Source organism: Streptomyces sp. NBC_00252 (assembly GCF_036187565.1).
In the GTDB taxonomy this organism is placed as follows: domain Bacteria; phylum Actinomycetota; class Actinomycetes; order Streptomycetales; family Streptomycetaceae; genus Streptomyces.
In genome coordinates this window covers 6637123-6661963 of the sequence record NZ_CP108087.1, presented here as the reverse complement: position 1 = coordinate 6661963, position 24841 = coordinate 6637123, and the positions used below count along the sequence as shown (strand labels likewise).

21 protein-coding genes, 2 tRNA genes and 1 pseudogene are annotated in these 24841 nt (G+C 69.0%); 7 read left to right on the top strand and 17 right to left on the bottom strand.

Annotation, left to right across the window (positions count from 1 at the left end; genetic code table 11):
- Positions 1-95: 95 nt before the first annotated feature.
- The 5 genes from OHT77_RS29505 to OHT77_RS29485 all read right to left on the bottom strand — a co-directional run bounded on the left by OHT77_RS29505 (position 96) and on the right by OHT77_RS29485 (position 6589).
- A complete protein-coding gene (locus tag OHT77_RS29505) occupies positions 96-1115 on the bottom strand; it encodes a rod shape-determining protein (RefSeq protein ID WP_019065566.1) in 1020 nt (339 codons plus the stop codon).
- Between the two features lie 276 nt (positions 1116-1391).
- A complete protein-coding gene (gene ndk / locus OHT77_RS29500; RefSeq protein ID WP_033285892.1) occupies positions 1392-1805 on the bottom strand; it encodes a nucleoside-diphosphate kinase in 414 nt (137 codons plus the stop codon).
- 78 nt (positions 1806-1883) lie between these two features.
- Positions 1884-2249: a DUF4233 domain-containing protein gene (locus OHT77_RS29495; RefSeq protein ID WP_266768663.1), complete on the bottom strand. Its 366-nt coding sequence runs from the start codon at positions 2247-2249 to the stop codon at positions 1884-1886.
- 6 nt (positions 2250-2255) lie between these two features.
- A complete protein-coding gene (gene folC / locus OHT77_RS29490; protein WP_328831442.1) occupies positions 2256-3743 on the bottom strand; it encodes a bifunctional tetrahydrofolate synthase/dihydrofolate synthase in 1488 nt (495 codons plus the stop codon).
- 221 nt (positions 3744-3964) lie between these two features.
- Positions 3965-6589 (bottom strand): valine--tRNA ligase, encoded by a 2625-nt coding sequence (locus OHT77_RS29485; RefSeq protein WP_328831441.1) that lies wholly within the window; start codon positions 6587-6589, stop codon positions 3965-3967.
- 136 nt (positions 6590-6725) lie between these two features.
- Here OHT77_RS29485 and OHT77_RS29480 point away from each other — a divergent pair, with 136 nt between their 5' ends.
- On the top strand, positions 6726-7733 hold the full coding sequence (locus OHT77_RS29480; RefSeq protein ID WP_328831440.1) for a hypothetical protein: 1008 nt from the start codon (positions 6726-6728) through the stop codon (positions 7731-7733).
- A gap of 79 nt (positions 7734-7812) precedes the next feature.
- Here the strand turns inward: OHT77_RS29480 and clpX are convergent, their stop codons facing one another.
- The 5 genes from clpX to OHT77_RS29455 form a co-directional block, all read right to left on the bottom strand.
- On the bottom strand, positions 7813-9099 hold the full coding sequence (gene clpX / locus OHT77_RS29475) for an ATP-dependent Clp protease ATP-binding subunit ClpX (protein ID WP_266768669.1): 1287 nt from the start codon (positions 9097-9099) through the stop codon (positions 7813-7815).
- A 160-nt stretch (positions 9100-9259) separates the two neighbouring features.
- Complete coding sequence (locus tag OHT77_RS29470; protein ID WP_328831439.1) at positions 9260-9940, bottom strand: ATP-dependent Clp protease proteolytic subunit; 681 nt, start codon at positions 9938-9940, stop codon at positions 9260-9262.
- A gap of 49 nt (positions 9941-9989) precedes the next feature.
- On the bottom strand, positions 9990-10592 hold the full coding sequence (locus OHT77_RS29465; RefSeq protein WP_033285987.1) for an ATP-dependent Clp protease proteolytic subunit: 603 nt from the start codon (positions 10590-10592) through the stop codon (positions 9990-9992).
- Between the two features lie 254 nt (positions 10593-10846).
- On the bottom strand, positions 10847-12232 hold the full coding sequence (gene tig / locus OHT77_RS29460; protein ID WP_328831437.1) for a trigger factor: 1386 nt from the start codon (positions 12230-12232) through the stop codon (positions 10847-10849).
- A 193-nt stretch (positions 12233-12425) separates the two neighbouring features.
- Positions 12426-12502, bottom strand: a tRNA-Pro gene (locus tag OHT77_RS29455).
- A gap of 164 nt (positions 12503-12666) precedes the next feature.
- Between OHT77_RS29455 and OHT77_RS29450 the strand changes: the two genes are divergently transcribed.
- Positions 12667-12740, top strand: a tRNA-Gly gene (locus OHT77_RS29450).
- 93 nt (positions 12741-12833) lie between these two features.
- Here OHT77_RS29450 and OHT77_RS29445 read toward each other — a convergent pair.
- Complete coding sequence (locus OHT77_RS29445) at positions 12834-13028, bottom strand: hypothetical protein (protein WP_026178055.1); 195 nt, start codon at positions 13026-13028, stop codon at positions 12834-12836.
- Between the two features lie 303 nt (positions 13029-13331).
- Between OHT77_RS29445 and OHT77_RS29440 the strand changes: the two genes are divergently transcribed.
- Positions 13332-14465: an acyltransferase family protein gene (locus OHT77_RS29440; RefSeq protein ID WP_328831436.1), complete on the top strand. Its 1134-nt coding sequence runs from the start codon at positions 13332-13334 to the stop codon at positions 14463-14465.
- A 10-nt stretch (positions 14466-14475) separates the two neighbouring features.
- On the opposite strand, the gene OHT77_RS29435 is transcribed toward OHT77_RS29440, so the two are convergent.
- A complete protein-coding gene (locus tag OHT77_RS29435; RefSeq protein WP_328831435.1) occupies positions 14476-14931 on the bottom strand; it encodes an HD domain-containing protein in 456 nt (151 codons plus the stop codon).
- Positions 14928-16115 (bottom strand): PP2C family protein-serine/threonine phosphatase, encoded by a 1188-nt coding sequence (locus OHT77_RS29430; RefSeq protein WP_328831434.1) that lies wholly within the window; start codon positions 16113-16115, stop codon positions 14928-14930. The genes OHT77_RS29435 and OHT77_RS29430 overlap by 4 nt, the downstream gene beginning before the upstream one ends.
- 162 nt (positions 16116-16277) lie before the next feature.
- Here OHT77_RS29430 and OHT77_RS29425 point away from each other — a divergent pair, with 162 nt between their 5' ends.
- Entirely contained in the window at positions 16278-17537 is a 1260-nt protein-coding gene (locus OHT77_RS29425) for a GNAT family N-acetyltransferase (protein WP_328831433.1), read from the top strand.
- 18 nt (positions 17538-17555) lie between these two features.
- Here the strand turns inward: OHT77_RS29425 and OHT77_RS29420 are convergent, their stop codons facing one another.
- Positions 17556-18371, bottom strand: coding sequence for an Fpg/Nei family DNA glycosylase (locus tag OHT77_RS29420; protein WP_328831432.1), 816 nt, complete (start codon positions 18369-18371; stop codon positions 17556-17558).
- 74 nt (positions 18372-18445) lie between these two features.
- The gene (locus tag OHT77_RS29415) at positions 18446-18931 is read right to left on the bottom strand and encodes a ribose-5-phosphate isomerase (RefSeq protein WP_266768680.1); all 486 of its coding nucleotides are present in this window, start codon (positions 18929-18931) and stop codon (positions 18446-18448) included.
- Between the two features lie 215 nt (positions 18932-19146).
- Between OHT77_RS29415 and OHT77_RS29410 the strand changes: the two genes are divergently transcribed.
- Entirely contained in the window at positions 19147-20571 is a 1425-nt protein-coding gene (locus OHT77_RS29410; protein WP_328831431.1) for an amino acid permease, read from the top strand.
- Between the two features lie 6 nt (positions 20572-20577).
- On the opposite strand, the gene OHT77_RS29405 is transcribed toward OHT77_RS29410, so the two are convergent.
- Complete coding sequence (locus OHT77_RS29405; protein ID WP_443048151.1) at positions 20578-22605, bottom strand: protein kinase domain-containing protein; 2028 nt, start codon at positions 22603-22605, stop codon at positions 20578-20580.
- 273 nt (positions 22606-22878) lie between these two features.
- Here OHT77_RS29405 and OHT77_RS29400 point away from each other — a divergent pair, with 273 nt between their 5' ends.
- Positions 22879-23589 (top strand): LPXTG cell wall anchor domain-containing protein, encoded by a 711-nt coding sequence (locus OHT77_RS29400; RefSeq protein WP_328831428.1) that lies wholly within the window; start codon positions 22879-22881, stop codon positions 23587-23589.
- Positions 23590-23788: 199 nt separating this feature from the next.
- Positions 23789-24004, top strand: a pseudogene (locus tag OHT77_RS29395) (BBE domain-containing protein); the annotation flags it as partial.
- An 8-nt stretch (positions 24005-24012) separates the two neighbouring features.
- Here the strand turns inward: OHT77_RS29395 and OHT77_RS29390 are convergent.
- Positions 24013-24594: a biotin transporter BioY gene (locus OHT77_RS29390; RefSeq protein ID WP_266768689.1), complete on the bottom strand. Its 582-nt coding sequence runs from the start codon at positions 24592-24594 to the stop codon at positions 24013-24015.
- Between the last annotated feature and the right edge of the window lie 247 nt (positions 24595-24841).

The following is a 24841-nucleotide window of genomic DNA, read 5'->3' as shown; positions in this document are numbered from 1 at the left end:
CGTGGGCGGAGGCTCATGACGGAGCCTATGCCTCCATATCAACGATCCGCCGCACGAGAGGAGATCATCCCGTACGGCGGAATCGAAGCGTTACGTCATCTGCGCGGCTGGGCGTCGAGGACCTGCTGCAGCGCCTCGAACTCCTCGACACACTTGCCGGAGCCGAGCGCCACGCTGTCCAGCGGGTCCTCGGCGATGTGGATCGGCATCCCGGTCTCCCGGCGCAGCCGCTCGTCCAGACCCTTCAACAGGGCTCCGCCGCCGGTCAGAACGATTCCTCGGTCCATGATGTCGCCGGACAGCTCCGGCGGGCACTTGTCGAGGGTCGTCTTCACCGCGTCGACGATCGCGTTGACGGGCTCTTCGATCGCCTTGCGGACTTCGCCGGCGGAGATGACAACGGTCTTGGGCAGACCGGAGACCAGGTCCCGGCCGCGGATTTCGGTGTGCTGGTCGTCGTCGAGGTCGTACGCGGAACCAATCGTGATCTTGATCTGCTCAGCCGTCCGCTCACCCAGAAGGAGCGAGTACTCCTTCTTGATGTGCTGGATGATCGCGTTGTCCAACTCGTCGCCCGCGACGCGGATGGACTGGGCGGTGACGATGCCACCGAGCGAGATGACCGCGACCTCCGTGGTGCCGCCGCCGATGTCCACCACCATGTTGCCCGTGGCCTCGTGGACCGGCAGGCCGGAACCGATGGCCGCGGCCATGGGCTCCTCGATGATGTGCACCTGGCGGGCGCCGGCCTGGGACGACGCCTCGATGACGGCACGGCGCTCGACGCCCGTGATGCCCGAGGGCACGCAGACGACGACGCGAGGACGGGCGAGGTAGCGCCGCTTGTGGATCTTCAGGATGAAGTAGCGGAGCATGCGCTCGGTGATCTCGAAGTCGGCGATGACGCCGTCCTTCAGCGGGCGCACGGCAACGATGTTGCCCGGCGTCCGCCCGATCATCTTCTTGGCTTCGGAGCCGACCGCGAGAATGCCACCGGTGTTGGTGTTGATCGCGACGACGGACGGCTCGTTGAGTACGATCCCGCGACCCCTGACGTACACCAGCGTGTTGGCGGTCCCGAGGTCGACAGCCATGTCACGGCCGATGAACGACATTGAGTTCCCCATCAGGATTCGTCTGGCCTTCCTGGGAGCTTTTGAGGGCTTTTCAGGTCGGCGAAGTGGGTGCTGTGACGTGAAGGCTTCCATCGTAGACGCGCCTGCACGAACACTGCGCGAGGGTCTTCGCCATTGTCAGCATGTGAGGCGCCGCCTCGCTTGTGGAGACGGTCCAACGGGGGCACGCGTTCCCCCGATCGGCACGCATATGCCGCAGGACGGCCGGAAATTCACGGCCGCCCCTGGTCAGGCATGTGGGTTACTGATGGAGAATCAGCCGCGCCCGGGGAAGAAGATCTTCACCTCGCGTTCGGCGGACTCCTCCGAGTCCGACGCGTGGATCAGGTTCTCCCGGACGATGACACCGAAGTCGCCGCGGATCGACCCCGGCGCGGCGGCGATCGGGTCGGTCGGACCGGCCAGCTGACGGACGCCCTCGATGACCCGGTCGCCCTCGACGATCAGCGCGAGCACCGGGCCGGAGGCCATGAACTCCATCAGCGGCTCGTAGAAGGGCTTGCCCTTGTGCTCGCCGTAGTGCTGCTCCAGGGTGTCCTGGTCCAGGGTGCGCAGCTCCAGCGCGGTGATCTGCCAGCCGGCCTTGCGCTCGATGCGGCTGATGATCTCGCCGGTCAGGCCACGACGTACGGCGTCGGGCTTGAGCAGGACGAGGGTGCGCTGGGTCACGACGGGACTCCTTCGGATCATGATGGTGCGGGACGTCTCACGACAGGCCCGAGGCTACAGGGCGTGTCCCCGCGCCCATTACGCAGCGTCAGGTGTAGGGGAGTCGGCCTGCGCGGCCTGCGCCGCGAACCGCGCCTTCGCCTCGTCGATCTTCCGGCCGTAGTGCACCGAGGCCCACCACAGGGCCGCGAAGATCGCCCCGAGGAAGAACATGGACGGCACGACGAAGCCGGACGCGATCAGCGCGATCTGCAGCGCCCAGCCGAGCGCGATGCCGCCCGGCCGGGTCACCATGGCGCACAGCGCGACCGACAGGAACATCGCGATCCCGCAGACCGTCCACACCGTGGCGGTGGTCAGGTCCGGGTCCTTCATGGCGACGAGACCGGCGAAGCCGATCACGAAGAACTCGCCGATCAGCGTGGAAGAACAGAGCGTACGCACGGAAAGTCAGCCCCTCCCCAGGAGCAGTCGGGCTTCACCGACGGTGATGACGGAACCGGTGACGAGCACACCGCCGCCCGAGAACTCGCCGTCCTCCTCGGCCAGCGTGATCGCGGCCTCCAGCGCGTCCGGCAGCCGCGGCTCGACCTGCACGCGCTCGTCGCCGAACACCTCGACGGCGATCCCGGCCAGCTCGTCCACGTCCATCGCACGGTGACTGGAGTTCTGTGTGACGACGACCTCGGCGAACATCGGCTCGAACGCCTCGAGGAGACCCCGGACGTTCTTGTCGCCGCTGGCCCCGACGACCCCGATCAGCCGGCTGAAGTCGAACGCCTCCGCCACCGCCTCGGCGGTCGCACGGGCGCCCGCCGGGTTGTGCGCCGCGTCCAGCACGACGGTCGGCGACCGCCGCACGACCTCCAGCCGCCCCGGCGAGGTCACCGACGCGAACGCCTTCCGCACGGTGTCGATCGCGAGCGGATCGGGCCGCTGCGCCCCCACCCCGAAGAACGCCTCCACGGCGGCGAGCGCCACGGCCGCGTTGTGCGCCTGGTACGGGCCGTGCAGGGGGAGGAAGATCTCCTCGTACTCCCCGCCGAGCCCGCGCAGGTTGATCAACTGCCCGCCGACGGCGACCTGCCGGGACACGACCCCGAACTCGAGACCCTCCCGGGCCACGGTCGCGTCCACCTCGACGGCCTTCTTCAGCAGCACCTGCGCCGCGTCCACCGGCTGCTGCGCCAGGATCACGGTCGCGTCCTGCTTGACGATGCCGGACTTCTCCGTGGCGATCTCACCGGTCGTCTCGCCGAGGCGGTCGGTGTGGTCGAGATCGATGGGGGTCACCACGGCCACGGCGGCGTCGATGACGTTGGTGGCGTCCCAGGTGCCGCCCATGCCGACCTCTACGACGGCGACGTCGACGGGCGCGTCCGCGAACGCGGCGTACGCCATGCCGGTCAGCACCTCGAAGAACGACAGCCGGAACTCCTGCTGGGCGTCCACCATCTCGACGTACGGCTTGATGTCCTCGTACGTCTCGATGAAGCGCTCGGCGGAGATCGGGGCGCCGTCGAGGCTGATCCGCTCGGTGATCGACTGGACGTGGGGTGAGGTGTAGCGGCCGGTGCGCAGCTCGAAGGCGCCGAGGAGGGCCTCGATCATGCGGGCCGTGGAGGTCTTGCCGTTCGTGCCCGTGATGTGGATCGAGGGGTACGAGCGCTGGGGGTCCCCCAGGACGTCCATCAGGGCGGCGATGCGGCTGACGGAGGGTTCCAGCTTGGTCTCGCCCCAGCGGGTGGCCAGCTCGGCCTCCACGTCACGGAGGGCCTTGTCCAGGGCGGGGTCCTCGGGGCGGCCGGGGACGTCTGCCTGGGGGGCGCCGGTGCCCTGGGCTCGGAGGGTGCGGCTGCCGGCCTCGATGACCGCGAGGTCGGGGTCGCGGTCTGTCTCGGCCTCGATGATCTCGTCGAACGGGTCGCTGTCAGTCACACGGGACAGTCTACGGAGGTTGGAGCTGTCTTTCGTCTGCGGGCCGGGTGGGGGGGGTGGGGGGCTTTCGGCTGCGGGCCCGGTGGGGGCTGGTCGCGCAGTTCCTCGCGCCCCTTAGGTACGGGAAGGCGCCCGGTGCTGAAAAGCCCCCGGCGCCCTGAGGCAGGTGAGGAGCCCCGGTGCTGGATACGCACCGGGGCTCCTCACCTGTCTACGAACCCTTACGCCTCCGGCAAGCCGTCCAGCTGGTTCTTGATGCGGGCGATGTCCTCGTCGGCCTTGGCGAGGCGGCCGCGGATCTTGTCGACCACGTTGTCCGGGGCCTTGGCCAGGAACGCCTCGTTGCCGAGCTTGGCCGTTGCCTGGGCCTTCTCCTTCTCGGCGGCGGCGAGGTCCTTCGCGAGGCGCTTGCGCTCCGCCGCGATGTCGATCGTGCCGGAGAGGTCGAGGGCGACCGTGGCGCCGCCGACCGGGAGGGTGGCCGTGGCGGTGAAGGTGTCGCCCTCCGGCTGGAGGCGGAGGAGCTGGCGGATGGCGGCCTCGTGGGGCGCCAGTGCCGTGCCGTCCAGCGTGAGGCGGGCCGGGACGCGCTGACCGGGCTGGAGGCCCTGGTCGTTGCGGAAACGGCGGACCTCGGTGATGACCTGCTGGAGGGTCCCGATCTCCTTCTCGGCGGCCCGGTCCCGGAAGCCGGAGTCGGTCGGCCAGTCCGCGATGACGATCGACTCGCCGCCCGTCAGCGTCGTCCAGAGCGTCTCCGTGACGAACGGGACGATCGGGTGCAGGAGCTTGAGGGTGACGTCGAGGACTTCGCCCAGGACACGGCCGGAGACCTTGGCCGGCTCGCCGCCCGCCATGAACGTCGTCTTGGACAGCTCGACGTACCAGTCGAAGACCTCGTCCCACGCGAAGTGGAACAGCGCGTCGGAGAGCTTCGCGAACTGGTAGTCCTCGTAGAGCGCGTCGACTTCGGCGACCGTGGAGTTCAGGCGGGACAGGATCCAGCGGTCCGTCGCCGACATCTCCGACGCCTCGGGCAGGTCGCCCTCGACCGTCGCGCCGTTCATGAGGGCGAAACGGGTCGCGTTCCAGAGCTTGTTGGCGAAGTTGCGGGAGCCCTGGACCCAGTCCTCGCCGATCGGGACGTCGACGCCCGGGTTGGCACCGCGCGCGAGGGTGAAACGGAGCGCGTCGGAGCCGTACTTGTCCATCCAGTCGAGCGGATTGACCGCGTTCCCGAAGGACTTGGACATCTTCTTGCCGAACTGGTCGCGGACCATGCCGTGCAGGGCGATGGTGTGGAACGGCGGGGTGCCGTCCATCGCGTAGAGGCCGAACATCATCATCCGGGCGACCCAGAAGAAGAGGATGTCGTAGCCGGTGACCAGGACGGAGTTCGGGTAGAACTTCGCGAGCGAATCGGTCTGTTCGGGCCAGCCGAGCGTGGAGAACGGCCACAGGCCGGAGGAGAACCAGGTGTCGAGGACGTCGGTGTCCTGGTGCCAGCCCTCGCCCGTGGGGGCCTCGTCGTCGGGGCCGACGCAGACGACCTCGCCGTTCGGGCCGTACCAGACCGGGATGCGGTGGCCCCACCACAACTGCCGTGAGATGCACCAGTCGTGGAGGTTGTCGACCCAGTCGAAGTAGCGCTTCTCCATCTCCTGCGGGTGGATCTTGACCCGGCCGTCACGGACCGCGTCGCCGGCCGCCTTCGCGAGCGGGGCGACCTTGACCCACCACTGCATGGACAGCCGCGGCTCGATGGTCGTCTTGCAGCGCGAGCAGTGGCCGACGGAGTGGACGTACGGCCGCTTCTCGGCGACGATCCGGCCCTCGGCGCGCAGCGCGGCGACGATCGCCGAGCGGGCTTCGAGGCGGTCCTGGCCCTGGAAGGGGCCGGGGACGGTGATGACGGCGTGCTCGTCCATGACCGTGATGGCCGGGAGGTCGTGCCGCTGGCCGATCTCGAAGTCGTTCGGGTCGTGGGCCGGGGTGACCTTGACGGCACCCGTGCCGAACTCGGGGTCGACGTGCTCGTCCGCGACGACCGGGATGGAACGGTCGGTCAGCGGGAGCCTGATGAGCTTGCCGACGAGGTGCTTGTAGCGCTCGTCCGACGGGTGAACGGCGACGGCCGTGTCACCGAGCATGGTCTCGGCGCGCGTGGTGGCGACGACGATGGTCTCGTCCCCGTCGCCGTACTTCATGGAGACGAGCTCGCCGTCGTCGTCCTGGTACTCGACCTCGATGTCCGAGATCGCGGTGAGACAGCGCGGGCACCAGTTGATGATGCGCTCGGCGCGGTAGATCAACTCGTCGTCGTAGAGCCGCTTGAAGATGGTCTGGACGGACTGGGAGAGACCCTCGTCCATCGTGAAGCGCTCGCGCGACCACGCGACACCGTCGCCGAGGCGGCGCATCTGGCCGGAGATCTGGCCGCCGGACTCGCCCTTCCACTGCCAGACGCGCTCGACGAAGGCCTCACGGCCCAGGTCGTGCCGGGACTTGCCCTCCTTGCCCAGCTCGCGCTCGACGACGTTCTGCGTGGCGATGCCGGCGTGGTCCATGCCGGGCTGCCACAGCGTCTCGTACCCCTGCATGCGCTTGCGGCGCGTGAGGGCGTCGATGAGCGTGTGCTCGAAGGCGTGCCCCAGGTGGAGCGAGCCCGTGACGTTCGGCGGCGGGATGACGATCGTGTACGGCGGCTTCTCGCTCTTCGCGTCCGCCTCGAAGTAACCCCGCTCCACCCAGCGCTCGTACAGCGGCCCCTCTACATCGGCCGGCGCGTACTGGGTCGGCAGTTCGGAGTCGGGCGCTGGTGGCTGCTGCTGAGCGTTCTCGGTCACGGGCCCAGTTTAGGGGTGTCGCGGGGGTGTCCCGAAACGCGTTTGTTCTGTAACGGTGCGGCCCCCGATGCCGTGTGCTTCCTGTGCCTGGGTCAGGATGTCGGGAACACATAAGCATCTGGAGGGGAACCCAGAAATGAGCTACAACCAGCCGGGCCCGTACGACGGGCAGCCCCAGCAGCCCGGACCGTACGGTCAGCCGGGCCCTTACGGCCAGCCTCCCCAGCAGGCACCGCAGGGCACGCCTCAGCCCGGCTACGGCTACCCCCAGCAGGCTCCCCCCGCCCAGCCCGGCTACGGCTACCCGCAGCAGCCCCAGCCCCCGCAGGGCGTCCCGCAGCAGGGCCCCTACGGCCAGCCGCAGCAGCCGTATGGCCAGCAGCCCTACGGCCAACCCCCTTACGGGCAGGCCCCGTACGGTGCTCCGCAGGCCCCGGCGCCCGGCGGGAAGAAGAAGACCGGGCTCATCATCGGCGGGGTGGCGGTCCTGGTCGCCATCGGTGTGGGCGTGTACTTCGTCGTCGGGAACGCCGGGTCCTCCGGTCTCGCGGACGACGGTCCCCACAAGCTGACGACCCCGGCGAAGGTGCTCGGCGACTACAACCGGGCCACCAAGGACGGCGACACCAGCGACAGCGGCTCCTCGACCGTGAAGGACCTGGAGAAGAGCGGCGTCAAGAACGGCACCGCCGTCTTCGGCGCCTACTCCACGGCCGACCTCAGCGGCTACGACCCGAACGACCCGTCCACCGCTCCCAGCGCGTCCGAGCTGCTCACGGCCAAGGGCATCTCGGTCATCGGCGCCTACGGCAAGATCGCCGATCCGCAGAAGGCCCTGGACGCGTTCTTCGCGGACATCCAGAAGGACGTCAACCAGAGCGGCTCCTCCAGCAGTTCGTCGGGCGGCAGCAAGCTGGTCGGGGACCCCGAGTCGGTCGACGTCGACGGCGCGGTCATGAAGTGCCAGGCGGCCAAGGGCACCAACCAGGTGACCAAGAAGACGCAGACCGACTGGTTCTGCGCCTGGGCCGACTACAGCACCATCGCGATGGTCTCCCCCGGCGACAACACCGCCGACGTGTCCAAGGACACCGCCGTCTCCATGACGACCAAGCTGCGCAAGGAAGTCCGGGTCAAGCTCTAGCCCCGGAGGCTTCAACCACGAAGGGCGCCCGGTCGGTTGATTGACCGGGCGCCCTTCGTTGTCGTACGGAGTGCGGCTGTTACGCCGTCTTCTGCTCCCCCGGGCCCCGGCCGCGTGCGTCGCGCGGGATCAGGGTCGGGTTGACGTTCGACAGGACCACGTCCGCCGTGATGACGACCCGGGCCACGTCCTTGCGGGACGGGACCTCGTACATGACGCCCTGGAGGACTTCCTCCATGATGGCGCGCAGTCCGCGGGCGCCGGTCTGGCGGAGGATGGCCTGGTCGGCGATGGCCTCGAGCGCCTCGCGCTCGAAGTCCAGCTCCACGCCGTCGAGTTCGAAGAGGCGCTCGTACTGCTTGACGAGTGCGTTGCGCGGCTCGATGAGGATCTGGAGCAGGGCCTCGCGGTCCAGGTTGTGGACCGAGGTGATGACGGGGAGCCGCCCGATGAACTCGGGGATCATGCCGAACTTGACCAGGTCCTCGGGCATGACGTCCTCGAACTGGTCCTTCGACTGCAGCTCCCGCTTCGAGCGGATGGTCGCCCCGAAGCCGATGCCCTTGGCGCCGGCCCTGGACTCGATGAGCTTCTCCAGGCCCGCGAAGGCACCGCCCACGATGAACAGGACGTTCGTCGTGTCGATCTGGATGAACTCCTGGTGCGGGTGTTTCCGGCCGCCCTGCGGCGGGACGGAGGCCGTGGTGCCCTCCAGGATCTTCAACAGGGCCTGCTGGACGCCTTCTCCGCTCACATCGCGCGTGATCGACGGGTTCTCGCTCTTGCGGGCGACCTTGTCGATCTCGTCGATGTAGATGATGCCCGTCTCGGCCTTCTTGACGTCGTAGTCGGCGGCCTGGATGAGCTTCAGCAGGATGTTCTCGACGTCCTCGCCGACGTAGCCCGCCTCCGTGAGCGCGGTCGCGTCGGCGATCGCGAACGGCACGTTCAGCATGCGGGCCAGGGTCTGGGCGAGGAGCGTCTTGCCCGAGCCCGTGGGGCCGAGCAGGAGGATGTTGGACTTCGCCAACTCGATGGCGTCCTCGCGGCTTTGGCCGCCGCCGTTCTCACCGGCCTGAACGCGCTTGTAGTGGTTGTACACCGCGACCGAGAGCGCCTTCTTCGCCGACTCCTGGCCGACGACGTACCCCTCGAGGAACTCGTAGATCTCGCGGGGCTTGGGGAGTTCCTCCCAGCGGACCTCGCTCGTCTCCGCGAGTTCTTCCTCGATGATCTCGTTGCAGAGGTCGATGCACTCGTCGCAGATGTACACACCGGGCCCTGCGATGAGCTTCTTGACCTGCTTCTGGCTCTTGCCGCAGAACGAGCACTTGAGCAGATCGCCGCCGTCACCGATGCGTGCCACGGTGTGCTTCCCCTTCGCCTGGGAGACGCCTAGGTCCAGCGACTCCTGGTGCTGCCTTATGTCCGACGGTACCTTGCCGGGCCCCCCGTTCGGGCCCCCCTTGGCACGGTTCACTTCCACGTGGACCGTGCCGAGGGGTGGTGGACGATACAGGTCCGGGTCAGCGGACGTCGGCGTTGTTCATCTTCCGGGTGGAGATGATCTGGTCGATCAGGCCGTACGACAGGGCGTCCTCGGCCGTGAGGATCTTGTCGCGCTCGATGTCCTCGCGGATCTTGTCGATCGGCGTGGTCGAGTGCTTGGCCAGCATGTCCTCCAGCTGGGCACGCATGCGGAGGATCTCGTTGGCCGCGATCTCGAGGTCGGAGACCTGGCCCCGGCCCGTCTCGCTGTACGGCTGGTGGATCAGCACGCGCGCGTTCGGCAGCGCCATGCGCTTGCCCGGCGTACCGGCGGCCAGCAGGACGGCGGCGGCGGACGCGGCCTGGCCCATGCAGACCGTCTGGACGTCCGGCTTCACGAACTGCATCGTGTCGTAGATCGCGGTCAGCGCGGTGAAGGAGCCACCGGGGCTGTTGATGTAGATGGAGATGTCGCGGTCGGGGTCCATCGACTCCAGGCACAGCAGCTGCGCCATGACGTCGTTGGCCGACGCGTCGTCGATCTGGACGCCGAGGAAGATCACGCGCTCCTCGAAGAGCTTCGCGTACGGGTCGTACTCGCGGACGCCCTGCGAGGTGCGCTCCACGAAGCGCGGGATCACATAACGGGACTCGGCGGCGGGGGCCGTGTATTCGGCGCGTGCGCGGTCGTACAGGCCGGTGCCGGGGAAGTCGTTCACTGTCTCTCTCCTAGGGGCTGTGCGGTCGGCTGGGGGCTGTCCTGGGGCCTCAGGCCCCGGTACCGCCGCCGCCCGGCATACCGGCGGCCGTGGGGATCACGTCGTCGATGAGGCCGTACTCCTTGGCCTCGAGCGCGTCGAACCAGCGGTCGCGGTCGGAGTCGCGGGTGATCTGCTCGATGCTCTGGCCCGTGTGCTGGGACGTGAGCTCGGCCATGCGCTTCTTGGTGTGCAGCAGCCGCTCCGCGTGGATCTTGATGTCGGAGGCCGAACCGGCCAGGCCGGCGGAGGGCTGGTGGATCAGGATCTCGGCGTTCGGCAGCGCGAAGCGCTTGCCCGGGGTACCCGCGCTGAGAAGGAACTGGCCCATGGAGGCGGCGAGGCCCATGGCGATGGTCACCACGTCGTTCTTGATGAACTGCATGGTGTCGTAGATCGCCATGCCGGCCGTGATCGAGCCGCCGGGGCTGTTGATGTAGAGGTAGATGTCCTTGTCGGGGTCAGCGGCAAGGAGCAGGAGCTGTGCGGTGATCTTGTTCGCGATGTCGTCGTCGACCGCCTGGCCGAGGAAGATGATCCGCTCGCCGAGCAGTCGGTTGTAGACCTGGTCGCCGAGGCCACCGATGGAGGGCTCGCCGGCGGCTGTAGGCATCAGATTCGTCACGTATCCACCTGCTCGTCTTTACGACGGCGCCGGGCCGTCTCACGTGTACTGCCGAGGGCAACGGAGACTCCCCTGCCCTCGTATTCATGGACCCTAACGCGCGGGTCCCTCCGGGGAATCCCGCAAAGGGAACTGTTCGCTGTCAGCGCATGTACGGCGCTGGTGAGACCCCGGGTAAGGGCAAGGGCCCCGGGGCGCGATGTCCCCGGGGCCCTTTGCTCTACGGCCTGTTCTACGGCTGGTTACGCCTGGGCCGACTCCTCGTCGGAAGCGGTCTCCGTGGCCTCGGTCGACTCGGCGGCCTCGGCGGCCTCCTCTTCGTCGTCCAGGTCCACGATCTCGCCGTTGGTGTCCTTCACCGTGGCGGCCTCGACGACGACGGCCAGGGCCTTGCCGCGGGCGACCTCGCCGACCAGGAGCGGAACCTGACCGCCCTCGACGACCGCCTGGGCGAACTGGTCGGGGGACATGCCGGAGGAGGCGGCGCGCCGCATGAGGTGCTCGGTGAGCTCCTCCTGGTTGACGTTCAGCTTCTCCTTGTTGACGAGCTCGTCCAGGACGAACTGCGTCTTGATGCCCTTGACCGCGGCTTCCTTGGTCTCGGCGTCGAACTCCTCGGCCGTCTTGCCCTGGATCTCGAGGTACTTCTCGAGGTCGAGGCCCATCTGACCGAGCTGGTGGTGCTCCAGGTTGTGCTTGCGGGTGTTGATCTCGTCCTCGAGCAGCTTCTCGGGGACGGGCACCTCGACGAGCTCCAGCAGCTTCTCCAGGACGCGCTCCTGGGCCTGCGTGGCCTGGTCGTACTGCTTCATGTTCTCGAGGCGCTTGCGGCTGTCGGCGCGCAGCTCCTCCAGGGTGTCGAACTCCGAGGCGAGCTGAGCGAACTCGTCGTCCAGCGCGGGCAGTTCGCGGGCGGCGACCTGGGTGACCTTGACGGTGACCTGGGCCTCCTGGCCGGCCGCGGAGCCGCCCTTGAGCTCGGAGGCGAAGGTGGCCTCGCCACCGGCCTCCAGGCCCGTCACGGCCTCGTCGATGCCGTCGAGCAGCTCGCCGGAACCGATGGTGTAGGAGACGCCCTCGGCGACGCCGTCCTCGAGGACCTCGCCGTCGACCTTGGCCTCCAGGTCGAGGGTGAGGACGTCACCCTCGGCGGCGGCGCGCTCGACCGGGGAGGTCGAGGCGAAGCGCTCGCGGAGCTGCTCGACGGAGGTGTCGATGTCCTCTTCGCTGACCTCGACGGCGTCGACCTCGACCTCGATGCCGGAGTAGTCCGGGATCTCGATGGCCGGGCGGATGTCGACCTCGGCGGTGAAGTTCAGCGTCTCGCCGTCCTTCAGGTCCGTGATGTCGACCTCGGGCTGGCCCAGGACGTTGAGCTCGGCCTCGTTGACCGCCTCGGTGTAGAACTTCGGAAGCGCGTCGTTGACCGCCTCCTCCAGGACCGCACCGCGGCCGAACCGCTGGTCGATGACGCGCGCCGGGATCTTGCCCTTCCGGAAGCCCTTCACCGTGACCTGCTGGTTGATCTTCTTGTACGCCGCGTCGAGGCTGTCCTTGAGCTCCTCGAAGGGCACCTCGATGCTGAGCCGAACCCGGGTCGGGTTCAGGGTCTCCACGGCGCTCTTCACGGTTCGGTCTCCTTGGGGGCTGACTTCTTGGTTTGCGGACCCAGACAGGTCCGGCGGTTTCTGGTCGCCCGGAGGACTTCAGAGTGTGAGAGACACACGGGCGCGCAGCTTGCATAGTAGCCGCAGCGGCAGGACGCCCCAAAAGGCGATCTCGCGAGGTACTGGTGTGATACCGGTCCGGAGGTCCGGTACATGGTCGGGGTGGCGGGATTTGAACCCACGGCCTTCCGCTCCCAAAGCGGACGCGCTACCAAGCTGCGCCACACCCCGTCTGGTGCGACACGTAGGGTACATGCCCGCAGGCGGTGGAGCCGCCGCATTTACCGAGCACCGGGGCGCCGGACGGGGCCTGAGGATGGCGGTGTGCGCGGAGGGCACCCGACCCGCTACGATGCTCTCTGTGCCGCGGTCGTCTGACCTGCGGCGCGTCGCGTGCGGGCGTAGCTCAATGGTAGAGCACTAGTCTTCCAAACTAGCTACGCGGGTTCGATTCCCGTCGCCCGCTCCAGGCAGCTCAGGGCCAGGTCGGAGGATGAATTCCCCGGCCTGGCCCTGAGTCGTTCCCGGAGTCCTGTCGTCTGGTGCGCCACCTGGTCACGACTCAGAAGCTGATCGAGTTGATCGTCTCCGCTATCGAGTTCAGGAACCGGTTGATGGACGGTGCCATGCCGGTCGAGGCGAGGAAGAAGCCGAAGAGGATGGCGACTATGGCTGGGCCCGCCTTGATCGATCCCCCTCGGATCAACACCACCAGGATGATCGCCAACAGCAGCACCACAGACAGTGAAATGGCCACAACTGATCACACCCTCGGTCGGTCCGCTCCCGGCCCGGGGACGCGACCCCGCGCACCCCCGCCAGGTCCATCGTGCCACCAACGCGGCCTACGTATGCGGCGGGTGACGCATCGTTGGTAGCAAAGGTTCGGAAGAGACGCGTTCGCAGGTCGTTCGAACAATTGGCACACGCACACGAACAGACCTTTTCCGCGTACCCTTTTGCGCCTTTTGATCGGGATGAATCGTGACATATTGATGAGATTCCGGACGCGAGCCCGATGGTTTCACCGATTTCCACGGGCAACGCTAGGGTGCCTCAGATGTTCCACGCTGACACGCCCCCGGGCCAGAACGAACAGAGCAAACAGAACGAACAGACCAAACCGCGCGACGCGTTCTTCGACAACGCGAAGTACCTGGCGATCCTGCTGGTCGCCATCGGACACTCCTGGGAGCCCCTCAAGGGCGACAGCAGAGTGCTCCAGGGGCTGTACATGGTCGTGTACACGTTCCACATGCCGGCGTTCATCGTCATCTCCGGCTATTTCTCCCGCAGTTTCGACATGCGGCCGGCCCGCCTGAAGCGTCTCCTCACCGGCGTCGCGGTGCCGTACATCCTCTTCGAGATCGCGTACTCGCTCTTCAGCCGCTACGCCAACGACGACCCGCATCAGAAGATCACCCTGCTCGATCCGCTGTATCTCACCTGGTTCCTCTGCTCGTTGTTCATCTGGCGGCTGACCACCCCGATCTGGAAACTGGTCCGGCACCCGCTGGCGGTCGCTCTCGGCATCGCCATGCTCGCCTCCTGCACCCCGGAGCTGACCGACGACTTCGACCTGCAGCGGACGGCGCAGTTCCTGCCGTACTTCGTGCTCGGCCTGGTCCTGAGGCCCGAGCACTTCCAGTGGGTGCGGCGGCGCGCGATGCGGGTCCTGGCGGTGCCGCTGTTCGCGAGTGCGGTGGTGTTCGGCTACTGGGCGGTGCCGCGGATGAACGCGAGCTGGTTCTACCACCACGACTCCGCGCAGGAGTTCGCCGCGCCCTGGTGGGTGGGGCCGGTGATGATGCTCGCGATGTTCGGCTGCTCGCTGCTGCTGACGGCCGGGTTCTACTCCTGGGTGCCGAGCCGGAAGACCTGGTTCACGGCACTCGGCGCGGGCACCCTCTACGGCTACCTGCTGCACGGCTTCGTCATCAAGGGCGCCGGCTACGCGGGCCTGTTCGACCACGCCTGGCTGCACCGGCCGTACGGCGTCGCCCTGGTGACCGCCCTCGCGGCCGGCGTCGTCACCCTGCTGTGCACCCCGCCCGTACGACGGGTGTTCCACTTCGTGATCGAGCCGGGCATGGAGTGGGCGTTCAAGCACGACGCGGCCCAACTGGCCCGGGAACGCGAGCAGTTCGAGAGGCCGCAGGGTCAGCAGCCCGTGCGGGAGAAGGTCAACGCCTAGACAGGGACGCCTACTCGGGGACGTCCAGGCCGAGAAGCGCGCGCATCCGTGCGTACTTCTCGGTCAGCCGTCGCCGGGTCGGTCCGTCGAGGACCGCCAGGCGGGCCGGGTCCGCGTTGTGCGCCAGGTCCGCTTCCTTCACCAGGAGCGCGCCGGGGGTCGCGAGCACCCGCTCGGCGTACGACTCCGGCGGCTCCCCCGCCCGCTTGGTGACCGCGCGCACGATGTCCTTCGTACGACGGCTCAGCGCGGCCTCGCGCAGCCACCGCTCGGTGAGTGCGTCGTCCTCCACGGAGTCGTGCAGCCAGGCCGCCGCGATCTGCTCGGCGTCCCCGCCCCGCAGCCGCACCCCCTCCGCCACGGCCTGGAGGTGCTCGGCGTAGGGCCGTCCCGCCTTGTCGGTCTGGCCCTCGTGGGCGGCGCGGGCCAGGGTCTCGACCTCGGCCTCGGTGAGGTGCGCGGTCACCGGGGCAGGGCCTGGGCCGCGGCCGTCGGTCCCTCGCGGCACACCAGCAGCAGCGCCCGGTCGTCGTTGACGTCCTTGGCGACCGCCTCGATGAGATGCCAGGCGGCGCCGTGGAAGCCGCCGGCCACATAGCGGTCGGCCTCGCCGGTGAGGCGGTCGATGCCCTCGACGATGTCCCGGTCGGAGGTCTCCACCAGGCCGTCTGTGAACAGCATCAACACGTCCCCGGGCCGCAGCGATCCCTTCACGGGGTCGAACTGGGCGCCGTCGTACACACCCAGCAGGGGCCCTTCGGCGGCCTTCTCCTCCCAGCGGCCGCTGCCCGCGCTGAGCTGGAGGCCCGGCGGGTGGCCCGCGGAGAAGAGTTCGTAGTCGCCGGAGTCGAGGTCCAGGACGAGGTGGATCGAGGTCGCGAAGCCCTCGTCCCAGTCCTGGCGGAGCAGGTAGCCGTTGGCGGCGGGCAGGAACGCGTGCGGGGGCAGCGAGCCGAGCAGGCCGCCGAAGGCGCCGGACAGCAGCAGGGCGCGGGAGCCCGCGTCCATGCCCTTGCCGGAGACGTCGGTGAGGACCACCTCCATGGTCCGACCACCGTTCGTCCGGGCCGCGACCACGAAGTCGCCGGAGAACGACTGGCCGCCCGCGGGCCGCAGCGCCATCTCCCGGTGCCAGCCCTGCGGGAGTTGGGGCAGCTTGCTCTGCACCCGGATCCGCTCGCGGAGGTCGAAGAGCATGGTGCCGCCGCGCCGCCAGGGCACGCCGACCCGGCTGCGGAACTGCGCGATCAGCAGCCCGAAGAAACCGCACGCGGCCACCACGAGCACCACGCCCGGGGTCACCCGCGCCGGGCCCTCGGTGTACGGGCCGAGCTTCACCGACTCCACGATCAGGCCGGTGGCCGCCGCCGCGTACAGGCCGAGCAGGCTCGCGGGGCGCAGCAGCAGGCCGCCCGCGACGATCGGGAGGACCAGCGCTGCCGCCGAGAACCACACCGAGTTGGCGAGCGTCACGGCCACGATCACCGGGATCGTGATCAGCAGCCCGGCCAGCGCGACCCAGTCCGAGCCGTCCCCGCGGAAGTAGTCGACGGCACTTCTGCGCAGGCCGGTGCGGACCCGGTGAACCAGCTTCTTCAACCGGGCCGTGAACGTGTCGGCCTCCGCGCGCCGCTCTCGTCCTGCTGCCATTAGTTCGGGACCCTATCCATCCGACCAGCCGCTTGGCACGGGAGGTCCCACTTGTCCCCCCTGCGAGGTTCAACTTCACAGTGAACTTCACCGGAGGCCCTCGCGGAGGCGCCGAGCGGAAATTCCCTGGCTCGTCCCGCAATGCCCTGGTAGGCATGGCCCATGGGGACAGTCACGAAGAACACGCCCGCCGAGCCGACCGAGCTGCGCGTCCTGCGCAAGGACGAGTGGGACACCTGGTACGACAAGCTGATCGACGCTTTCGGCGGCACCCCGGAGCCGCCCGAGGAGCGCGAACTGTGGCGGGAACTCACCGAGCTCGACCGCTCCATCGGCGTCTGGGACGGCGAGACCTGCGTGGGGACGGCGGGCGCGTTCAGCTTCCGGCTCACCGTGCCCGGCGGCGCCTCGGTGCCGGTGGCCGGCGTGACGATGGTCAGCGTGGCCGCCACCCACCGGCGGCGGGGCATCCTGCGGTCGATGATGCGGCGCCAGCTGGACGACGTCCGCTCCTGGGGTGAACCCCTGGCCGTGCTGACGGCCTCCGAGCCGGTGATCTACGGCCGTTTCGGGTACGGCATCGCGACGATGAACATGTCCGCCGAGATCGACACGGACCGGGTACGCCTCTCGGTGCCGCCGGGCACGGACGACGTACGTCTGCGCTTCGCCGAGCCGACCGCCGTGCGCGACGCGTGCGAGGCGGTGTACGCACGGCTGGTGGCCGGGCGGCCGGGGATGCTGGCGCGGCGGCCCGGGTGGGAGAACCTGCCGCTGCTGGACCCGGAGAGCGAGCGGGAGGGCTCGTCGCCGCTGCGGTGCGTGGTCGCCGAGCGGGAGGGTGAAGTCGTCGGCTACACGCGGTACTTCATCAAGCCCGAGTGGGACACGCAGGGCCCCAAGGGGGCCGTACGGCTGCGGGATCTGGAGGCGCTGGACCCGGCTGCGTACGCGGCGCTGTGGCGGTTCCTCTGCGAGATCGACCTGACCGGGAAGGTGACGACGCACAGCAGGCCCGTCGACGACTCCTGGCAGCATCTCGTCTCCGACATCCGCCGGTGCTCGATCCGGCAGCGGGACTCGTTGCACGTACGGCTGGTGGAGCTGGGGGCCGCGCTGGAGGCGCGGACGTATCAGGCGCCCGTGGACGTCGTGTTCGAGGTCGCGGACGCCTTCTGCCCCTGGAACGAGGGGCGTTGGCGGCTCACCGGCGACGCGAAGGGCGCGTCCTGCGAGCGGACCGACGACCCGGCCGATCTCGCCCTGTCCGTAAGGGAGTTGGGGGCCGCGTATCTCGGCGGGGTGTCCCTCGCGTCGCTCGCGGGCGCCGGCCGGGTGTGGGAGCTGCGGGCCGGGGCGCTGGCGGAGGCGTCGCTGGCCTTCGGGTCGACGGTCGCGCCCTGGCTGCCGCACGGGTTCTAGCCGTACCGCCGAACGCCCCTACGGCTTCTGGCAGTTGGGGCACCAGAAGAGGTTGCGGGCGGCGAGGTCGGCGGTGCGGATCTCGCCGCCGCAGATGTGGCAGGGCTGGTGGGCCCGGCGGTAGACGTAGACCTCGCCGCCGTGGTCGTCCACGCGCGGCGGGCGGCCCATCGCCTCGGGGGTGTGTTCCGGGCGGACGGTGTCGATGCGGTTGTTGCGGACGCCCTCGTGCATCAGCTCGACGAGGTCGGCCCAGATCGCGTCCCACTCGGCGGGCGTGAGGTCCTTGCCCGCGCGGTAGGGGTCGATGCCGTGCCGGAAGAGGACCTCCGCGCGGTAGACGTTGCCGACGCCCGCGATGACCTTCTGGTCCATCAGCAGGGCCGCGATCGTCGTACGGCTGCGGGAGATGCGTCGGTACGCCGCGCCCGGGTCCGTGTCCTCCGGCGGGCGCAGGGGGTCCGGGCCGAGGCGGGCGTGTATCGCGTGCTTCTCGGTGTCCGTGATCAGGGCGCAGGTGGTGGGGCCGCGGAGATCGACGTACGACGTGTCGTTGGCGAGGCGCAGGCGGACGGTGTCCGTGGGCGGGGGTGCGGGGGCTCCGCCGAAGGTCACCTTGCCGAAGAGGCCGAGGTGGATGTGGATCCACTCCTCGTCCCGGAAACCGAGGAACAGGTGCTTGCCGTGGGCTTCGGTGCGGGTGAGTTCCGTGCGGTTCAGCAGCGCGGCGGAGTCACTGAACTTGCCCTGGGGGCTGGTGACTTGTACGGGGCCGCCCTTGAAGTGACCGCCGTAGTCCAGCGCCAGTCGGTGGATCGTGTGCCCCTCTGGCACCTGGCGAACTTCCTTTCCCACCCGCCCACCTGTCCAGGTCGGTCGACAGGTGGGCGTTCCGAAGACCTCGTTACCTACTGCTTCGGGTGATGCGCCGGAATCTCCGGCAGCTCACCCGTCTCCTCGTACTTCGTCAGCATGTCGATGCGCCGAATGTGCCGCGGGTCCTCGGAGAACGGCGTACCGACGAAGATCTCGACGAACTTCGTCGCCTCCTCCGTCGTGTGCATCCGGGCGCCGACGGCCACGACGTTCGCGTTGTTGTGCTGGCGGCCGAGCGACGCGGTCTCCTCGCTCCAGGCGAGGGCCGCACGCACGCCCTTGACCTTGTTCGCCGCGATCTGCTCGCCGTTGCCGGAGCCGCCGATCACGATGCCGAGGGCCTCGGGGTCGGCGGCCGCGCGCTCGGCGGCGCGGAGGCAGAAGGGCGGGTAGTCGTCCTGGGCGTCGTAGATGTGCGGGCCGCAGTCGACGGGCTCATGTCCCGCCTCCTTCAGCCACTCGACGAGGTGGTTCTTGAGTTCGAAGCCCGCATGGTCGGAGCCGAGATACACGCGCATGGGTCGAGTGTGACACGGCTGTTTCCGGGAAGCAGCTCCGGGGCCCGACCACGTTAAATACCGGCAACGCCTCGCAACCTCAAGGAAACCTCAAGTAACGATCTGGATTCAAAGGTTCAGGAATTCCTTTACCTCCGATTCACTGGACCGACTCGTACGCCGCTCGTACGAGCACCCCCCACCGGCATCCCAACCGGCGTAAAGGAAATCCCCCCATGACTTCTGGTTCTGGCCTTCAGGCAGGACTCAAGAACCGGCATCTCTCGATGATCGCCATCGGCGGCGTCATCGGCGCCGGCCTGTTCGTCGGCTCCAGTTCGGGCATCGCGACGGCGGGCCCGGGCATCCTGCTCTCCTACGCGCTCGTCGGCACGCTCGTGGTGCTGGTGATGCGCATGCTCGGTGAGATGTCCGCCGCGAACCCCACGTCCGGCTCGTTCTCCGCGCACGCCGACCGCGCGCTCGGCCGCTGGGCCGGTTTCTCGATCGGCTGGCTGTACTGGTTCTTCTGGGTCGTCGTCCTCGCCGTCGAGGCGACCGCGGGCGCCAAGATCCTCGAAGGGTGGATACCGGCCGTACCGCAGTGGGGCTGGGCGCTCATCGTGATGGTGGTCCTGACCGCCACAAACCTCGTGTCGGTGGGCTCCTACGGCGAGTTCGAGTTCTGGTTCGCCGGGATCAAGGTCGTCGCGATCGGCGCGTTCATCATCATCGGCGCGCTGGCGATCTTCGGCGTGCTCCCCGGCGCCCACACCGACAAGGCGGGCCTCGGCAACCTCACCGACCACGGCGGGTTCCTGCCGAACGGGCCCGGCGCGATCCTCACCGGCGTCCTGCTCGTCGTCTTCTCCTTCATGGGCAGCGAGATCGCCACGCTCGCCGCCGGCGAGTCCGAGGACCCGCAGCGCGCCGTCACCAAGTCGACCAACAGCATCATCTGGCGCATCGGCGTCTTCTACCTCGGCTCGATCTTCATCGTCGTCTGCCTGCTCCCGTGGAACGACCCGTCGATCAAGGCGCAGGGCTCCTACGTCGCCGCCCTCGACTCCCTCGGCATCGCGCACGCCGGCCAGATCATGAACTTCATCGTGCTGACCTCGGTGCTGTCCTGCCTCAACTCCGGCCTCTACACGGCCTCCCGCATGGCCTTCTCGCTCGGCGGCCGCGGTGACGCCCCGAAGGCGTTCGCCCGGACCACGTCCCGCGGTGTCCCGATGGCCGCGATCATCGCCTCGGTCGTCTTCGGCTTCGTCGCCGTGTTCTTCAACTACGCCTACCCCGACACCGTGTTCCTCTTCCTCGTCAACTCCTCCGGCGCCGTCGCCCTGTTCGTGTGGCTGGTCATCTGCGCGTCACAGCTGCGCATGCGGCGGATCATCGAGCGCGAGTCGCCGGAGAAGCTCGTCGTACGGATGTGGCTGTACCCGTATCTGACCTGGGCGACGATCGCCCTGATCGTGTTCGTCCTCGGCTACATGCTCACCGACACGAAGGGCGAGAGCAGCGGACGTACGACCGTGCTGCTGTCCCTGCTCGTCGCGCTGGCCGTCATCGCGGTCTCGGTGGTCAAGGAGCGGGTGCGGGGCGGCCGGGCGACCGCCGTCGCGGACACCGACACCGACAAGGTGTCCGTGGGCTGAGGCAGTTCACAGCACGACGAAGCTGTCCCTGACCTTGTCGTAGGTCTCCAGGGCCCGCGTCTCCACGTCCGGCTGGTACCAGGTGTTGATCTGGTACGACTTCCCGTCCTCGTCGAATCCGAGCAGCCGGGCGTGCCAGGCGACGCCCTTGAGCGTGAACGTGTACTCCCAGCTCACCGCCGGGAAACCCCGGAACGTCGTCCTCTCGAGCCGGATCTTTCGATAGTCCCGCCCCTGCTGGGCGTTCCGCTCCGACGCCTCCCACGTCTCCATCAGGTCCCCCCGCGCGAGCGCCGACTTGCCGACGAGCTCCTGACTCCCGTCGGGCGACGTGTAGTGCACCTCGGCGCCCGTCTTCAGGTCCCGCCGCCACCCCGCCGGCGTCGCCCACGCGAAACCGCCCGCCTCCTGGTGCGTGCCTGGCGGGAGAGTCGGGGGGCGTGAGGTGCCTTCGACCGTGGGGGACGGGGAGGAGGAAGGGGCTGTGGGGGACGGCGACCCGGACGAGGAGGCGGACGGTTCCGCCGACGTCGATGAACCAGCCGCTGAAGTGCCGGACGAGCCACCGGAGTTCGCGAGGATCGTGCCGGTGACCGCGGCGGCTACCACTACGGCCGCGACGGCGATCAGTGCGATACGGCGGCGGGTGCGGTGAGGGCGGTCCGGAGTGAACGGCTGGGCGGGGCCCGGGAGTTCGCCGCCGGGAGGCACACGGGCCGGGTGCGGGCCCAGGTCGGGGCGTCGGGGCGCGGGGTGCGGTGGAGCCGGGCGCGGGGCCGGCGGGTGGGCCGGGGGTGGCACGGGTTTTCGCTCGGTCAACGCCTGTGCGCGCTCGGCCAGTTGGGGGTCCGCGCCGGGCCCGGCTTGTGCGGCGGGTTCGGTTCGCTCACCTTGGTCGGCGCGAGCGAAGGAGACGCCGGTCCGCCGTGGCCCAGATCCCCGGGAGTTGCTGGAGGGAGCCTCGGAACTCAGCTCCGAGGCGGCCTCGGACGCGGCTTCGGACACGGCTTCGGACGCGGCTTCGGACACGGCTTCGGACGCGGCTTCGGACGCGGCTTCGGCGGCGGAGACCGGTTCCTCTACGGCGGGACGCTGCGTCGGTATCGCGTCTTCGACGGGGTGGGGGTCGTACACCCGAGGATCGCGTGCGGCGCGGACGAGTGACGGCGCCAGGAACACCGGGGTCGGTGACTCCCGATAGACCTCGGGTGGCGACTCCGGCTCCAACTCCGCGTCAGGTGCGGCGGGTTCGCCGGGCGGCTCGGCGCTCTCCGCCTCCTCCGCCGGGAACGCCACCCGAGTCAGCGCCCCCTCCACCTCCTCCAGCCCCGGGCGACCGGACGGCTCCTTCTCCAGCAGCGCGGCGAGGATCTCGCGCAACGGGCCTGCCGCAGCCGGGAGTTCGGGCTCCTCGTACAGAACGGCGTGCAAGGTGGCCAGCGTCGTGTCCCGGGAGAACGGTGACCGCCCGCCGAGCGCGGCGCAGAGCGTGGCGCCCAACGACCAGATGTCCGACGGCGGTCCCTGCGGGTGCCCGGAGATCCGCTCGGGCGCCATGTAGTCGGGCGAGCCCACCAGCATGCCGACCACGGTGAGCGCCGTGGCGTCCTGGATCGCGGCGATGCCGAAGTCGGTGAGGACGACGCGTCGGCCGCCGTTCTCGACGAGCACGTTGCCGGGCTTGATGTCCCGGTGCAGGACGCCACCCGCGTGCACCTGGCGCAGGGCCGCCACCAGGCCGAGTCCGAGGCGGGCCACCTCGCGCGGGCCGAGCGCGCCGTCGTCGGTCAGCATGCGTTCCAGGGAGCGGCCGGCGACCAACTCCATGACGATCCACAGGCGTTCGCCCTCGTCGACGACGTCGTAGACCCGCACGACGTTGGGGTGGTCGATGCGGGCGGTCGCCCTGGCCTCGCGCAGGGTGCGCTCGCGGCGGGTGCGGGTGTCCTCCGCGTCGAGGCCGTCGATGCGCATTTCCTTGACGGCGACCTGCCGGTCGAGTATTTCGTCGGCGGCTCGCCACACCCGCCCCATTCCCCCCTGCCCGATACTTTCGACCAGCCGATAACGTCCGGTCACCAACAGCCCCGGAACTCCGCCGCTCCTCATGCTTCCCGAATTTCCCGCATTCCCCGGCAATCCGCTGCACCCCCACAATGGTCACACTTCATGCCGTACCAGCATAGTGCGGAGAAATCTTGTGGTACCTCTTCAAGTACTGCGAATTCAGGCGCAGTCCCAGGGGGATACAGGGGAACGCAAGGGAACACAAGGGGGACGAACATGAGTTCTCGTCGTGCTACGACCATGACCATCACAGGATCGCTGCTCACCGCATCCTTCTCGGCGGTGATGATCCTTTCCTTCAGCGCCTCGGCGGACGACCAGGGGCCGGGGAGCGGAAAAGGCGGAAAGGCCGTGGACGCGGCTCCGGCCGGAGTGAAACTGACCACGCTCCTGCCGTCGAAGATCTCGGTCGACAACGGTTCGAAAAAGACGGCGATCACCGCCACCGTTAAGAATGAGGGGACCAGGGCGAGCGGCGATGTCAATCTTCTGGTCGTCGGATTCGACGGCCTCAAGGTCAATGGTGTGCAGGGCTGTTCGGCGATCGCCGAAAAGGATCTGCCCGCCGGTTCGAACAGCGGATTCAAGTGCTCCGTGGGCGCGCTCGCCGCGGGCAGGTCGAAGTCGTACGCGGTCGACGCGACGTACGACCTGAGCAAGGCCGGGAAGATCTGTCTGCCGGTGATGTCCGCCGACGGCAAGAAGACGTTCTGGCAGCAGGGCCCGGTCCCGTTCGGTACGGCGAACCCGTCGCCGAACGCCCCGGCCACCCCGCTGCTGCTCGGCACCGACAACAAGCCGGTGGCACCGGGCGGCGACACGCTGCCCAAGACGGGCGTCGGCGACGACGTCCTGCCCCTGGGCGCGGCCGGCGCGGCCCTGATCGCGGCGGGCGCGGCGGGCCTGTACTGGTCGCAACGGCGGCCGGGCCGGCAGGCCCTACGGGGCTGAGCCACCGACGCCCGACGGGACCGACCGGCTGAGGTCAGGCGGGACCGGACAGGGAGGGCCGGGTCGCGGGAGCACCCAGCCCTCCCTCTTGCCTGTCCCGGAACACCCCGAACGCGCCGCATTACCTGACGGCACATGTCAGGTAATGCGGCCAGCATGAACCTCATGAACCACCACACACAGCCGCTACTCTCCGCCCTTCCTGGTACGGATGTTGGCCGTCGGGGAGCGGGAGGCCGTGCGGGAACGGCTGGACCCGGCGTTCGTGCTGCTCGCGCCGTACACGCTCGGGCGGACGGTCAACTTCGCGTTCGGGGCCGGTGACAGGACCGAGGGGCTGTACGACGCGGAGACGCGGAAGAGGCTCGCCGGGATCAAGTCGTCGTACGACCCGGCGAACCTCTTCCGGCGGTAACAGCCGTGTCAGCGCTGCTTGTTGACGAACTTCCAGGCCGTCGGGGCCGCGCCCATGGCCAGGGCGGCCTTCAGGGCGTCGCCGATGAGGAACGGGGTGAGGCCCGCGGCGAGCGCGGCGCCGGCCGAGAGGTCGAGGCTGAGCGCCAGGTACGGGACGCCGATGGCGTAGATGATCGCCTCGCCCAGCAGCATCGTGCCGGCCATGCGCAGGACCGAGCGGTCGGCGCCGCGGCGGGCCAGGGCGCCGACGGCGGCGGAGGCCAGCAGCATGCCGGCGATGTAGCCGAAGGAGGCGCCGGCGCCGGAGGTGCCCCCGGCGAACCACGGGACGCCGGCCAGGCCGAGCAGCGCGTACAGGGCGAGCGAGAGGAAGCCGCGGCCGGCGCCGAGGGACGTGCCGACGAGGAGGGCGGCGAAGGTCTGGCCGGTGACCGGGACCGAGGAGCCCGGCACGGGCACGGCGAGCTGTGCGGCGAGGCCGGTGAGCGCGGCGCCGCCGAGCACGAGGGCGATGTCCCGCACACGGGAGGCGGGCAGCAGGTCGGCGAGGACCTGGCCCGGGCGGGTGGTGGCGACGGCGGTACTCAAGGGGGACTCCGCAGGTTGACGGGGTACAGGGGGACTTTGTGACGCTATCCCAGGGCCCTCGGACCGATCACCGTCAGCGTTCGACAAAGGCTGGATCGGGGACTTGGTGGGCTCCGGACAAAGGATGCCCGTTACACGCGCCGGGGTGTGATGCCGGTCACGCGGATGCCGTGCCGTCTCGCACACCCGTCGTCGTGCCGTCTCGCACACCGGTCGCGGTCTGGGCAGCCGTGGGCCGCTTTGCTAG